Below are 14,010 nucleotides of genomic sequence, written 5' to 3' on the forward strand. Positions count from 1 at the left end.
ATATTTAATCATAACACATAGGTATTAGGCATTACTTTTTTACACTAATCAAATACGATGGCTGGGTCTCAATCTATATTCTTCAAGCTTCCTAAAACAGGAAAGGAAGGCTTTTTTGTGCAGTATCATGATCTGCCGCATTTCTATGATCAGCTGCATCATCATCCGGAATTCCAGCTAATTCTGATCCTGGAAGGTACCGGGGATCTCTATTTAGAAGATTCCATCACTTCCTTTGGACCAGGTGATCTCTTCCTTGTTGGATCCAACCAAAACCACCTGTTTAAGAGTGATCCGGAATATTTTAAAGATGATTGCCCTAAAAAATCGCGCTCCATTTCTATCTTCTTCGATGACCGTTCACTTGGTGAAAAGTTCTTTGACCTCTCCGAGATGTCTACCATCCGTTACCTGTTGAAACGTGCCAGCAGAGGATTACACTTTTCATCCAAAACCTCTGAAACCATCGAGCCAAGGTTGTCTGGCCTTATCAATAAGAGTGGATTTGATAAATTCGTCGAAATACTAAGGATTCTCAACAAGCTATCTGAAGCCGATGACTACGAATATCTGGCTCAAAACAGCCGCCTGCATCCACCCTCAGATAAAGAAAGTGAAAGGGTGAATAATGTGATTAACTACATACTTGAAAATTACAAGGAAGATATTGAGCTGGAAACTATTGCGGATATAGCTCATTACAGCAAAGCTGCATTTTGCAAATTCTTCAAGCAGCGTACCCGCAAGACCTTCTCTGAATTCTTGAACGAAGTGCGTATCTCCCAGGCTTGTAAAATGCTTCGGAAAACAAATCTTAATATTTCAAGCATCGGGTATGAATGTGGGTATAACAATATCTCCCATTTCAACCGACAGTTTAAAAAATATACCGGGCTGACCCCGAGGGAGTACTCCCAAAAGTTTGAGTTATCAAAAGAGGATCCATCGCGATCCACCTACAATCACCTGGAAGATTAGCCGAAACGTTTAAGCACCGCGGTTACTTCAATTTACCCATTATTGAAAACGAACTTCTACTAATTTCCCGGAATAATTAACCGTTCTCTCCTTGCCTGTTCCCACCAGTATAATCCGAAACTCCTTCGTCATCTCATTCCCCTGACCCTGCGATATCGTCAATGTCTGCGCACTGTTATCCCACACAAGCCGGGTAAGACTATAGTCTCCTTCGAGGTACTCGAGTGTTCCCCCATCATCCTGGTAAAGATCAAACTCACCATCGGTTCCCGGATAAATCCGAAGCGTCGTCGGTCCATCAACGGGCTGGCTGGTGTATTGCCGCAGGGGATCCATTGGAATGATGGAACCGGCCCGGACATAAAGCGGCATCGTGGCAAGATCTACTTTTCGGGCCACCGTTTGCCCGCCGTCTTGCTGCTCATTCGTCCACCAGTCATACCACTGTCCCTCTGGCAGGTAGACTTCCCGGAATTTAGCATCCTTCTCATAAACGGGTGCAACCAGCATATTTCGCCCCCACAGGTATTGATCGCCAATCCCACGGGCATACTCGTCATCCGGATAGTGCAGCCACATCGCCCGCATCATCGGCATACCGGAATCGCGCGCCTGCCATGCGAGTGTGTAAATGTACGGCATTAGCCGGTACCGGAGCTCTGTATATTTTTTAGCAATTGGTTCAATCCGGGGATCTCCCAATGCTGTTGTGTCAGGCGGGAAGCCCTCATCTGGTCCCAGCTCATCCAATCCCCATCCCCAGGGCAGGCGCGTCCACCAGGCACGGCCATGTGACCGGAAGGATGGACAAAACGCACCAAACTGAAACCAGCGGGCATAGAGTTCACCGGTTAGTTCCTCCGTAGAAAAGAATCCACCGATGTCGGAACCCCAGAAGGGAGACAAGCTGAGCGAATGGTTAATACCCACTGCAATCTGCCCTTCCAGCGTCTTCCAGGTTGACTGTGGGTCGCCCGACCAGATCCAGCCGCCCCATCGCGCTACGCCAAGATGTCCATTGCGGTGCAGGCTCCAGGGCCGCTCGTTGGGCGTGGTCGAAAGAGGGCCCTGGTAGTATAGCTGGTGGCGTTTAACCCGCTCAAACAGGTTGAACCAATCCCCTTCATCAGGCCAGAAAGCATCGATACCGTCGTTGACTAACTCCACATGCTGTTGCCAATAATTCTTAATATGTCCCGCGTCAATACTTTCCCCGGATTTGGGCGGAATAGAGCCATGTAGGGTTGGCAACTTGTCGCGATTCCAGGGCACCATGTGCACAACCACCTTCACATTATGATTATGGAGGTCTTTGATAACCTCCTCAGGATCTCGCTTGAACACTTCCGGATTATATTCAAAAGAGGGCTGCTCTTTATTCCATCCCTGGGGCGTAAACCCAGTACCCAGGTAGATTACCGCATCCACCGGTATCTCCTTTTTACGAAACGTTTCTGCAATATCCACAAGCTGCTTATCATCCTCTAATGTGCGGTGACTCTGCATGTAGCCCAGTGCCCACTTCGGCGGCATAACGGCCCGGCCTGAGATCATCGAAACATCCTTCATGAACTGCGTTGGCTGGCTGGCATCAAACACAAAAATATCGTAGAGCCCCGGAATCATGCTGTCGAGCGGTGGAATGCCCTGTCCGCGGTTGGCATGCTGCCCTTCACGATCCTGTGGCGTATTCGAGAGCGTGGTGCGATCGCGCGGAATAAACAGTCCGTGCTCAGCATCACGCAGGTCTATCTGGCCCCACGGCGTAGGAATATACAATCCCCATCCACCGGTGCCTACCATCATCGCCACCGGGTTGCGGGAACCTTACGCATTGCTTTGCCAGCGCGGATGCATTTCGTGCAGACGGCCGCGGCGGTCAAACTCGATCGGGAGCAGCCGCCAGTTGACATCTTCCGGCGGTCGGGGACCACCCTCTCCCATCCCAAGCACCGGGCTGTCATCCAGATCAAACCTCACTACCCCGTTTTCATGAAAAACCAGATCCTGGATTTTTTCTCCTTCAGCATTTGTAACTGACACGGTAAGCGGATCCGGCGATACCTCCACCCTCAAACTCCCCACTTGGTCGCTGACAGTCTCACTAAGCTTTGTGATACTGAGTACCGGATCAGGATAATCATGGTCAGCCAGCACCGGTGTTTCGGGGAATTCCCTCTCAAAAAAAAGCGGCTTCAGGGTAACCCGAATACTGTTCTCACTTACGGGTCTGATATCCAGCTGGGCGGGCAGATTATGAGAGGTGATTTGTTGTGCATTCAATGCGCTTCCATCAAATAGCAGAAACAATGACAGCAAGAAAAATGCATACAAATTTGTGGTGTTGGAAATGTAGCTTTTCATATTGTTATGAATTTATATACCACAGCTGTTAGAAATATTTGAGTCAGAAATCACAAAATACAGGAGAGTTATTTCCCTATCCCTACTTCTTCTTTCAACTTGTCCCTATAAAATCATATTGAGTTGAATAATATTCAACAATATTAACCAGAAACAAGTCATAAAACCATCATAATATTGATTTGACAAGCCTTAATATTTGTAATTATCTTACTGGCATACTGATAATGTTGAACAATAGTGAACAATGGAAAGCTACTCTGTCTCCGACAACGGTATTGATTTAGAAAAAGATCTTGAGCAAAAAATTGGAAATCGGGTAAAGGCTCTTCGTCTTCTCCAGAAAAGGACGATCCAGGATTTGGCTAATGGCGCTGATCTTTCGAAAAGCATGATCTCCAAAATTGAAAACAACAAGACCATCCCCTCAATTGCGGCCCTGGTCAAAATCGCCTCGTCACTCGGCGTTTCGGTATCAGATATACTTGAAGCAGAGGAAGTATTATCTGCAGAGTTCATTCCTTCCAGCGAAGTTAAAAAGAGTATTACACGAACCGACAAAGGGTACAGCATCTTTCCTTTTGCTTCGAAGTATCACCACAAAAAGATGCAGCCGTTCTTGATTACAGCTAAGGAGGGGGAAGTAAAGGAACACAAACTTACTCACGACGGGGAGGAGTTTATTTATGTGATTAATGGCGTTTTAAACTTTAAAGTGGGTGACACTATTTACGAATTGAAGGAAGGTGACAGCCTTTATTTCAGTTCACTTGAACCTCACGGCATGATGCCTGCATCCCAGGAAGTGGTATATATCGACATCTTCGTTTAATCCTAAGTATTTAGTATGAAAATTAAATCTGTTGAAGCACTTCTGTACAAGTGGACTGGTCCGGTCAAAACTGACGACACCATTTTTGCGACACCATTGAGTATTCTCCCCTTCCAGGAAGATGCCCAGGCCCCGTTTCGTTTTTTCAGCTGGCTTGTCGTCAGGATCACCACCAATGATGGCGTGGTGGGATTGGGCAATGCGGGGTTGAGTCCGGATATCACCAAACAGGTGGTGGATAACAAACTTACTCCCCTGCTGGAGGGTGAAAATCCGCTGAATACTGACTACCTTTTTGAAAAGATGTATCGTTCAACCATTGCCTATGGTCGGAAAGGATCCGTCCTTGCTGCCATAAGTGCAATCGATATCGCACTATGGGACATTAAAGGTAAAGTAACGGGGCAACCTGTTTTTATGCTGATGGGCGGCAGAACAAAAGACCAGATCCCCGCTTATTACAGCAGGCTCTACACACGGGACCTCGAAAAGCTGGAAAAAGAGGCTTATACCTACAAGAAACAGGGCTTTAAAGGGATGAAACTTCGGTGCGGATACCCGATGCGGGATGGACTTAAAGGCCTCCGAAAAAACGTGGAGATGGTCCGTGTGGTCAGGGAAACGGTGGGGGATGATGTGGATATTATGCTCGAAGCCTATATGGGATTCAAACTTACCTATGCCAAACGATTTCTAAAAGAATTGGAGCCATACAATCTTCGATGGGTAGAAGAGCTCCTGATACCGGACGAGATACACAACTTCGCAAAATTAAGGTCGTCCACGGATATCCCGATCTCGGGTGGCGAACACGAGTTTTCGCGCTATGGCTTTCATGAACTTCTGCAGGCCGATGCACTGGATATTTTTCAATTTGATACCAACAGGGTTGGCGGATTTACGGAAGCCCAAAAAATTTGCAGCCTGGCGGAGACCCACGGTGTAGAAGTCATCCCCCATGGTGGCCAGATGCATAATTTACATGTTGTTATGAGTTCGTTTGCATCACCCATGGCCGAATACTTTCCCAAAACTGAAATAGAAGTCGGTAATGAGCTTTTTTGGTATATCTTTGACGGGGAAGCGGTGGCTGAAAACGGACATCTGCAGTTAGACGACAACACCGCAGGCGTGGGATTAACACTCAAAAAAGAAACCGAATTAGATAATTTTGAAGTAATCAAATAGGTATTTACAATGTCACGAAACAAGAAATCTGAGACTATGCCAAAAAGCATCCTGGAACAATTTAAGCTCGACGGTCAATCAGCATTGATTGTGGGTGGTAATCGGGGATTGGGACTTGAAATTGCCAAAGCACTGGCTGAAGCGGGAGCTGATATTACAATCGCTGCAAGAAGTGAAGAGCGGAATAAAGAGTCAGAAGACCTGATTCAATCCGAGTATGAGGTGGAAGCATTTTCGTATGGATGTGATGTGACAGAAAGCAGCGAAGTAAGCGGACTGATTGAGGCGACTGTTGAACAATTTGGCAAGATTGACATCCTGGTCAATTCTGCGGGCATTAACATTCGGGGATCAATCGAGGAACTTTCGCGAGAAGAGTTTGAGAAGGTAATGGACGTCAATGTGACCGGATCATGGCTGACCTGTAAAGAAGTGGTCCCCATCATGAAAGAGCATGGATACGGGCGGATTGTAAATATCGGGTCGATGCTCTCTTTGGTGGCGATCCCGAACAGGACGCCATACGCCACCAGCAAAGGGGCCGTCATGCAGTTAACGCGTTCGCTGGCACTGGAATTGGCCAAAGAAAATATAACGGTTAACGCCATGCTGCCCGGACCCTTTGCCACCGAGATGAACCTGCCGCTGACCAACGATCCTGAGAAGTATGAAGCATTTATATCCAACATTCCCATGGGACGCTGGGGCGAGCTCCATGAGATCGGGGGATTGGCACTATATCTTTCGAGTCCGGCCTGCAGCTATGTTACCGGTGCCGGCTTTTCGATCGACGGGGGATGGACAATAACATAAGCAACGATTTTTAAAAAGGAATACCAGGAAATATGCGATTAATCCAGTTACATCACCCTGAAAAGGGAAGGCGAATAGCTGTTGTCGATGAACCTTCGTTAACACTGGTTCATGAAAAGTTTAAGAGCTGTTATTCGCTGTTTGAGGAGATCATTAATAAGAATCATTCTGCCTCGGACTTTATCAGGGAACAGGCATCAAACGTGAAGCTTGATTACGATTCAATTTATGCCGGGATGGATCAATGGAAAATTCTACCTGCCTTTGATCACCCCTCAAGTCCACTAGCCTGCATGCTTTCAGGCACAGGACTCACCCACAAAGCCAGCGCAGAAAACAGGCAGAAAATGCATGAAAAACTGTCTGAAAATGAGAAGGTAACCGACAGCATGGAGGTCTACCTATGGGGAGAAGAAGGCGGGAAACCTGAACCCGGGCAGATTGGCGTGCAGCCGGAGTGGTTTTTTAAAGGCAACGGAACCGCACTCCGTGGACATGGCGATCCACTACACGTGCCAGCATATGCCAATGACGGCGGCGAAGAACCGGAAGTTGCCGGAATATATTTGATTGGGGATGATGGGAAACCATACCGCATTGGTTTTTCCATTGCCAACGAATTTTCTGATCACGTGATGGAAAAGAAAAACTACCTCTACCTGGCTCCCTCCAAATTGCGGTCTCCCGCGATAGGTCCAGAACTGGTGATTGACCATGATTTCCAGGACATTCCCGGCACCGTTTCTATTGAGCGGGATAATGAGCAGATCTGGGCCAAAGAGATCAAATCGGGTGAGCAAAATATGTCTCACTCCCTGCAGAACCTGGAGTATCACCATTTCAAGTATGATCAGCATCGTATCCCGGGGATGGTACATATCCACTTTTTTGGGGCCGACGCATTCAGCTTCGGAGAGAACATACTGCTTGAAGACGGAGATATCATGTCTGTATCGTTTGAAGGTTTTGGCAGATCGCTTCACAATCCGATCCATATTGAGTCGCGGAGTGAGACCCTCGTAACAGCCGAACAGGTGACTTGAGAAATCCCAACCCTTATGTAGAATTATGGTTAAGCAAGCCGTCCTCCATTTACTTTTTCTCCTGGTATTTGTGGGGACGGGTTGTGTTAGTGAGCGATCTTCCAGCAAGGACAGGTCAAATCCCAAACTGCTTGTTCGGCTGGCATCGGGCATGAGTCCCTCCACCCGGCTGTGGGAGCCGGCCAATCTCTTTAAAAACGCGCTTGAGGAAGCTTCACCAGAACACGGCATTGAAGCAGGCGAAATAAAGGTGGAGTTTTTTGACCAGGGGAAGATCGGCTCAGAACGACAAATCCTGGAAGCCACCTATTTTGATGTCATTGATGTAGTGCAGATCAACACCTCGGTCGTTACCACCGTTGAGCCGTCTTACGCTGTGCTGAATCTCCCCTACCTCTTTGTCAATGAACTGCATCTCAAGCAGGTATTGTATGGTGATATTGGCCAGAAAATGCTCCACAAGCTCCAGGAGCACGGATTACAAGGACTCAGCTTTTTCTCCGCCGGGTTCCGAAATATGTTTTACCGGGCCGGGCAATGCGCCGATACTCCGGATGAATTCAATGGATACAAAATACGGGTCATGGAGAGCCCGATCATGATCAGTGGTATTAATGCCATAGGGCCCAGTGCGACTCCCATCCCCTTTTCGGAACTTTACCAGTCGATCCGCACCGGGGTAGTCGATGGGGCTGAAAACAGTATCAACGTATTTGTAGCCAGCCGTTTTTACGAGGCGGGTATCAACTGTTTTACCTTTACCGAGCACACTACCGATCAGCATGTCTTAATCGCTAACAAAGAGTGGCTCGATTCCCTGCAGCAGAAATACCGGGACCGGATTATCCAGGTTTCCCAGCAGATCGTACCGGAGTTTAACAGCATTTGGGAAGAGGCCACACAAAACGCTCTCGAAGAGATTAAGAAACAGGGTGTAACTGTTAACCGGGTTACAGACAAACAGGTATTCCTGGATCGCGTGAGTAACATTGCAGGAGATTTCCTCAATACGCAGCCCGACTTTTCCCGGCAGCTTTACCAGCAGATCAAAGCACAGAACCAACAATTTATGACCCAATGAACGGCACAGTAAAAAAAGCTATCGACAAAACACTTGACTGGACACTGATCCTTATCCTGGGAAGTATGTCGCTGCTTGTTGCCATCAATGTCTTTTTCCGTTTTGTACTGAACTCTTCCATCTACTGGGGAGATGAGGTGGCACTGGTGCTCATGGTCTGGTTGACCTTTTTGGGAGCGGCAGTATCAACGCGTGAAAATGAACACTATGAGTTTAAATACCTGGTTCACAAATTGAGTGGAAGATCCTTGAAGGTCTACCTTTTTTCGCGGCATATCATCAATATTATAGCAATTCTCATCCTCGGATATTACAGTGGACTGGTGGCCATTCAAATTCACTCCTGGATTCTGCCAGCCACCGAAATAAGCAGATCTTTTGTATATGGGGCGTGTCCACTGGGATGTGTGTTTATGCTAATCTACAGCGTAGAGCAGTTTATCAGTGATATTAAACGATCCAGATAGGGATTTGGAGACATTATGACCATTATCTTACTCGTCTGCTTTTTTATTTTGCTCATCCTGAATGTGCCGATCGCATTCTGCATGCTTATTTCGTCTCTGGTTGCCCTCTTGTATGCCGGTGTCAATCCAATCATGGTCGGCCTGGAAACTGCCCGCTCCCTGGCCTCCTTTTACACCTTCCTGGCTGTTCCCTTTTTTATCTTAGCCGGGGAAATTATGAGCTACGGCGGACTGTCCAAGCGGCTGGTACAATTTGTTAAATCGATGGTCGGGCATCATAAAAACGGTCTTCCGGCGGTTACGACGATCTCTTCTCAACTATTTGGTGCGGTTTCGGGAGCATCTGCTGCCACTTGTGCTGCAGTAGGAGGCGTTATGATTCCTGCCATGGAGAAACAGGGATTCAAACGTACATTTTCTACGGCCCTTGCCGCATGTTCGGGGACTACCGGAGCCCTGATCCCCCCTAGTATCGTACTCGTCATTTATGGGACGGTGGCCAATGTCTCAATCGAAAAGCTCTTTGTTGGTGGCGTAATTCCGGGTCTCGTGGTAGGGTTGGGACTTATCCTTGTCAGCTGGAACTACTCCCGCAAACGAGAGATCATAAAGGAACAGAAAAGTTCTCTTTCAGAAATTGGAAAAAGCCTGTACGAATCTTTTTTCACCCTGTTTTTAGGCGTTATCATTTTTGGAGGCATCATCCTGGGGATCTTCACCGCTACTGAAGCTTCGGCCGTTGCCGTAATTTATGCTGCCTTTATCGGCTTATTTGTTTACAAAAAGCTAAAGCTCAAAGACCTGCCGAAAATTCTTCTCTCCTCAGCAAAGTTAACGGCGGCGCTAAGTTTCCTTATTGCCTGTGCAAGCCTGTTTGCTTGGACGCTGAGTATCGGTAATGTGCCAGCTGTTTTGACCTCCAACCTGGTTTCTTTTAGTGAATCCGTTACCGGCATTCTTGGGACCAGCCTCTCCCCTGAAACGTTGGCTATTCTTAAAAAAGTGATTATCCTGCTGGTGTTGAATATTTCCCTGCTGATGGTGGGAATGTTCATCGATATCGCCCCCGCACTGCTGATTGTCGTCCCCGTGGTGCTGCCGATCAGTGAAGCAATTGGCATGGCAGAGGGACTGGCGGCGATCCATTTTGGCGTGATGGTCGTGGCAAACCTGATTATCGGGTTGGTGACTCCACCTGTGGGATCGACTCTCTTTGTGGCCAGTGCCGTTGGAAAGACGGATATACTGGCGATGACGCCCTATGTACTTCGCTTTCTGGGGATCATGCTCATCGTACAGCTGATGATCACGTTTATCCCGGCCATCACAACCTATCTGCCTTCTTTTATGGGATAACTATTTTTATGTCTCATCCTCCTTTTCAGCTTCAGTTTTCGTCTTCTCGATGTAATCTTCAATATTTTGCTCCAGAGCTGTCAAAGGTACCGGACCATTCAGCAATACCGCATCATGGAACTTACGAACATCAAAATTATCTCCTAATTCCTGCTCCGCCTTTTCTCTCAATTCACGGATTTTCAGCTCCCCTATCTTGTACGCCAATGCCTGGCCCGGAACGGCAATGTAGCGATTAATCTCGGTATTTATTTCGTGGTGAGAGAGCGCGGTATTCTCCGTCATAAATTGAACAGCTCGCTCCCGACTCCATCCAAGGGCATGCATTCCAGTATCAACCACCAGCCGGCAGGCCCTCCACATCTCATAGGTTAACCGGCCAAAATTGCTGTACGGATCCTGGTAAAACCCGGCTTCCAGGCCCAACCGCTCAGAATACAGCGCCCATCCCTCGACAAATGCGGTAACACCAGCCTCCCTGCGAATTTCCGGGAGATCCAGCTCCTTCGCCAACGCTATCTGCAGGTGATGCCCCGGAACGGCTTCGTGAAACGTGAGTGCTTCAAGCGTATAGAGGGGGCGGCTGTCCAGATCATACGTGTTAACCCAGTAGTTTCCGGCATCGGTCTCACCATCAGCGGGCGAATAACGACCCCCGGTATAGCGCGGTGCAAGATGTGCTGGTACAGGTTCAACACCATATGGTTTCCTGGGCATCATATTGAAAAGCCGGGGCAGCTGACCATCCATGCGCTTGGCGATATACGTAGCCTCCTTCAACAGCTGTTCAGGCTCTTCAACATAAAATTGGGGATCGGTACGCAGGAACTGCAAAAACTCATCGAACGTACCCTCAAACTCAACGTCTTTTATGATAGCTTCCATCTCAGAACGGATACGTTTCACTTCCTCAAGGCCGATCTGATGGATCTCTCTCGGTGATAAATCGAGCGTAGTGTAGTACTGAACCAAGAAATTATAATACTTTTCTCCTCCAGGCAGGTCAGTGATGGCTATACTTTCACGCGCGCCGGGCATATACTCCTCTTCCATAAAATCCAGGAAGTCCTGGTAGGCCGGAACCACCGCTTCTTGAATCGCAACCCATCCCTCTTTCCTTAACCGCTGCCGTTCATCCTGGGAAATCGATGTTGGAAACTCCTGAAAAGGTTTGTAAAAGTCACTTTGTGTAGGATCATCAACAATTTGAGAGGTCATCATCACCTTGTAATCATCCGTCAACACTTTTTGGGGAAGTGTTTGTCCTGTGGCCAGCCCCTTGCGCATAAGCTCCATATTGCCTTCAAAATACTTCGGCACCGATTTGAGGCGTGCAATATATTTCTCGTACTCTTCCACAGATTCAGGATCCGCGGAGTTGGCTCTCCCTACGATCCGCGTATGGAATCCTCCCTCGTGGTTTATCGGCACCAGGTAATCCGCAAATTCATGATCCTGGATCTCCCTCAGCAAATCGCGTTCAAACAGGTCGTAGCTAACTCGGTCGCCCCATTCCAGCGCTCCGCGATCGATCTCTGAAAGTCGCTCCAGCTTCTCCTTCCAGTATTGATCCTGTTCTTCTCTTTCTGCTATTGAAAACGTTGAGAACGCTGTCTCCTCCCCTGCTGACCGAAGCGAATCCTCATACTCCTCTACTTCATCGTAGAGATCATATAACCGGGTCTTTGCATCCTGTGCATGGATGGTAGTACAACAGAATACAAAAATTAGAACGTTTAGCAGGGTACATGCATATTTAGTCAGTAAGGGATTCATCATCACCAATTTTTTTAGCATTGTTAGGTGAACAAATTCAACACTTTTTCGGCACAATAGATACCAAATTTGTGTTCAATATTTGTAGATAATTCTTCAATTATTTTGAGAGTGGTGCTGTAGAATGGCCAAAATATTGTAGAATTAGCTAAATAAGATACTATATTAATCAAACCAACAATGTTAAACTCCGGGGTTCCCAGTAGTATAACCAAAATCATTTTACGAACTGGACTAATAAAATGACGGGTAACAGATTATCTCAAATTTGAGGCTATTATTTTGAGTCTGAACTGGAAAACAACACTATACATCTTCCTCTTCCTGGGAATTGCATTCGTTGTCGTTTATTTGTTGCCAGATTCAGCCAATAACTCATCGAAACCTGAGACAGATCCAATAACAGAGAGTGCAGCAATTCCTCCACAAAATATAGCCAAAGGCAAAAAACTTGCTGATGTTCACTGCCAAAGTTGTCATTCTTACCCCGCCCCTGGCCTCCTTCCCAAAGGAGTCTGGCAGGAACAAACCCTCCCTCACATGGGACCTCAACTGGGCATCATTGAGCACAATGGCGATAAATACCCGGTTGAACGCACGCCCAACCTGCCGGAAAATTATTATCCAGCCGAACCGCAGATCAGCCAAGATGAATGGCAATATATCACCGACTACTACCTTGCTTCTGCCCCGGAACAGTTGGAAACAAAACAGGATCATCCACCAATCACAGAAGATTCGCTCTTTTTCAGGGCAAGGACGCCCAATTTCCGTGAACAAACACCGCCGATGGTATCCAGCATCCGTTTTGATCCGGGCAACCAGTTGATATACCTGAGTGATGCCAGCAATTCCATGTTTTACGTTTTTGATCAAAACCTTGCTTTTAAAGACCGCTATCAGCTTAGTTCTGCCATCTCGGATATCCGGTTTAAAAATGACGGGCAAACAGCGGGCAGGCGTGAACTATTGACAACGTATATTGGCGATGTTAATCCTTCAGATGCTAAATCAGGTTTTATCCAAGAGGTTTGGTATGAACCGGAAGTAGAACAGGGTGGTGCCGGTAAGATGTTGCAAGAAGATCTTGCTCGACCTGTGGAAACTCAAATCGCGGATTTTGACCTGGATGGCAGTGATGACCTGCTTGTTAATGAGTTTGCCCACCGGACCGGAAAGCTATTCTGGCTGAGCGATGCATGGGGAGACAGCCCACAAATGAATCTGCTGATTAACAGCTCGGGCTGTATTGAGTCGAAAATTATGGACTATACGGGCAACGGTTTCCCTGATATACTGGCACTTTGCACGCAGCTGGACCAATCGATCTACCTCTTTAAAAACCTTGGTGAAAGTGAATTTGAGCGAGAACGGCTGCTCCAGTTTCCAATTACAGCCGGTTCCAGCTCCTTTAAACTGGTCGACTTTAACGGAGACGGGCACCTGGATATCCTTTACACCAGTGGGGATAACGCCGACTATTCGATCACATTTAAACCTTATCACGGAGTTTATATTTACCTGAATGATGGACAAGGTAATTTTACCCAAAAGTGGTTTTATCCCATAAACGGGGCATACGATGCTATAGCGAAGGATTTTGACAAGAATGGAAACCTTGATATCGCTGTCATTTCTTTCTTTGCGAATTACCAAGAGAAGCCGGAAGAAGGATTCGTTTTCTTCAAAGGGGATAGCATCCTTGATTTCACTCCCTATCACCCACCTGCCGCCAACACCGGACGCTGGATTGCGATGGATGTAGCCGACTGGAACAGTGATGGATATGATGACATTGTTCTGGCCAACTTTTCAAAGGGACCTATCAGGGTTGTCGACCGAATCCAAGACAGGTGGTTCCAAGGACCGCATTTCCTTTTGCTGGAAAACATTGCTGGAACTTTAGAATAGAGGTATCATTTAGCGGTGACAGAACCCTTATCCTTAACCTAATTAACGTTAGTTCTATAAAAGAATTACTAAAAGAGGCCTTTGAATTACCTGCCGATTTGGGTCGTGTTTAATTTTGCGGGTACAAATAGGTAAAAACCGGCAAAATAATCCATAAATGCACCTTGCATTTTTCGTTTTAGGCCGAAATATCGGCCTCAG

The 14,010-nt window shown here is 47.1% G+C and carries 12 protein-coding genes; 9 read left to right on the plus strand and 3 right to left on the minus strand.

Annotated features, from left to right (window positions below):
- Window positions 1-57 precede the first annotated feature (57 nt).
- Window positions 58-978 (plus strand): AraC family transcriptional regulator, encoded by a 921-nt coding sequence (locus NC796_RS05795; RefSeq protein WP_310682925.1) that lies wholly within the window; start codon window positions 58-60, stop codon window positions 976-978.
- A 39-nt stretch (window positions 979-1,017) separates the two neighbouring features.
- Here NC796_RS05795 and NC796_RS05800 read toward each other — a convergent pair whose 3' ends face one another.
- The gene (locus NC796_RS05800) at window positions 1,018-2,784 is read right to left on the minus strand and encodes a TIM-barrel domain-containing protein (protein ID WP_310682926.1); all 1,767 of its coding nucleotides are present in this window, start codon (window positions 2,782-2,784) and stop codon (window positions 1,018-1,020) included.
- A gap of 21 nt (window positions 2,785-2,805) precedes the next feature.
- Entirely contained in the window at window positions 2,806-3,342 is a 537-nt protein-coding gene (locus tag NC796_RS05805; protein WP_310682927.1) for a hypothetical protein, read from the minus strand.
- Window positions 3,343-3,589: 247 nt separating this feature from the next.
- On the opposite strand from NC796_RS05805, the gene NC796_RS05810 reads away from it, so the two are divergent.
- Genes NC796_RS05810 through NC796_RS05840 form a run of 7 tightly spaced genes read left to right on the plus strand, consistent with a single transcriptional unit; the run spans window position 3,590 to window position 10,122 of the window.
- Entirely contained in the window at window positions 3,590-4,174 is a 585-nt protein-coding gene (locus NC796_RS05810) for an XRE family transcriptional regulator (RefSeq protein ID WP_310682928.1), read from the plus strand.
- Window positions 4,175-4,189: 15 nt separating this feature from the next.
- On the plus strand, window positions 4,190-5,362 hold the full coding sequence (locus NC796_RS05815) for an enolase C-terminal domain-like protein (protein ID WP_310682929.1): 1,173 nt from the start codon (window positions 4,190-4,192) through the stop codon (window positions 5,360-5,362).
- Between the two features lie 9 nt (window positions 5,363-5,371).
- Window positions 5,372-6,175 carry a glucose 1-dehydrogenase gene (locus NC796_RS05820; protein WP_310682930.1) on the plus strand — a complete coding sequence of 268 codons (804 nt, stop codon included), beginning with the start codon at window positions 5,372-5,374 and terminating at the stop codon, window positions 6,173-6,175.
- A gap of 32 nt (window positions 6,176-6,207) precedes the next feature.
- The gene (gene araD1 / locus NC796_RS05825) at window positions 6,208-7,218 is read left to right on the plus strand and encodes an AraD1 family protein (RefSeq protein ID WP_310682931.1); all 1,011 of its coding nucleotides are present in this window, start codon (window positions 6,208-6,210) and stop codon (window positions 7,216-7,218) included.
- Between the two features lie 25 nt (window positions 7,219-7,243).
- Window positions 7,244-8,299 (plus strand): TRAP transporter substrate-binding protein, encoded by a 1,056-nt coding sequence (locus NC796_RS05830; protein WP_310682932.1) that lies wholly within the window; start codon window positions 7,244-7,246, stop codon window positions 8,297-8,299.
- Window positions 8,296-8,766: a TRAP transporter small permease gene (locus NC796_RS05835; protein WP_310682933.1), complete on the plus strand. Its 471-nt coding sequence runs from the start codon at window positions 8,296-8,298 to the stop codon at window positions 8,764-8,766. Before NC796_RS05830 ends, NC796_RS05835 begins: the two co-directional genes overlap by 4 nt.
- A gap of 15 nt (window positions 8,767-8,781) precedes the next feature.
- Entirely contained in the window at window positions 8,782-10,122 is a 1,341-nt protein-coding gene (locus tag NC796_RS05840; RefSeq protein ID WP_310682935.1) for a TRAP transporter large permease, read from the plus strand.
- A gap of 6 nt (window positions 10,123-10,128) precedes the next feature.
- Here NC796_RS05840 and NC796_RS05845 read toward each other — a convergent pair whose 3' ends face one another.
- Window positions 10,129-11,901: a DUF885 domain-containing protein gene (locus tag NC796_RS05845; protein ID WP_310682937.1), complete on the minus strand. Its 1,773-nt coding sequence runs from the start codon at window positions 11,899-11,901 to the stop codon at window positions 10,129-10,131.
- Between the two features lie 537 nt (window positions 11,902-12,438).
- Between NC796_RS05845 and NC796_RS05850 the strand changes: the two genes are divergently transcribed.
- Window positions 12,439-13,809, plus strand: coding sequence for a VCBS repeat-containing protein (locus tag NC796_RS05850; protein WP_310682939.1), 1,371 nt, complete (start codon window positions 12,439-12,441; stop codon window positions 13,807-13,809).
- Window positions 13,810-14,010: the final 201 nt, after the last annotated feature.

This window comes from Aliifodinibius sp. S!AR15-10, assembly GCF_031569985.1.
In the GTDB taxonomy this organism is placed as follows: Bacteria; Bacteroidota; Rhodothermia; order Balneolales; family Balneolaceae; genus JAMQKA01.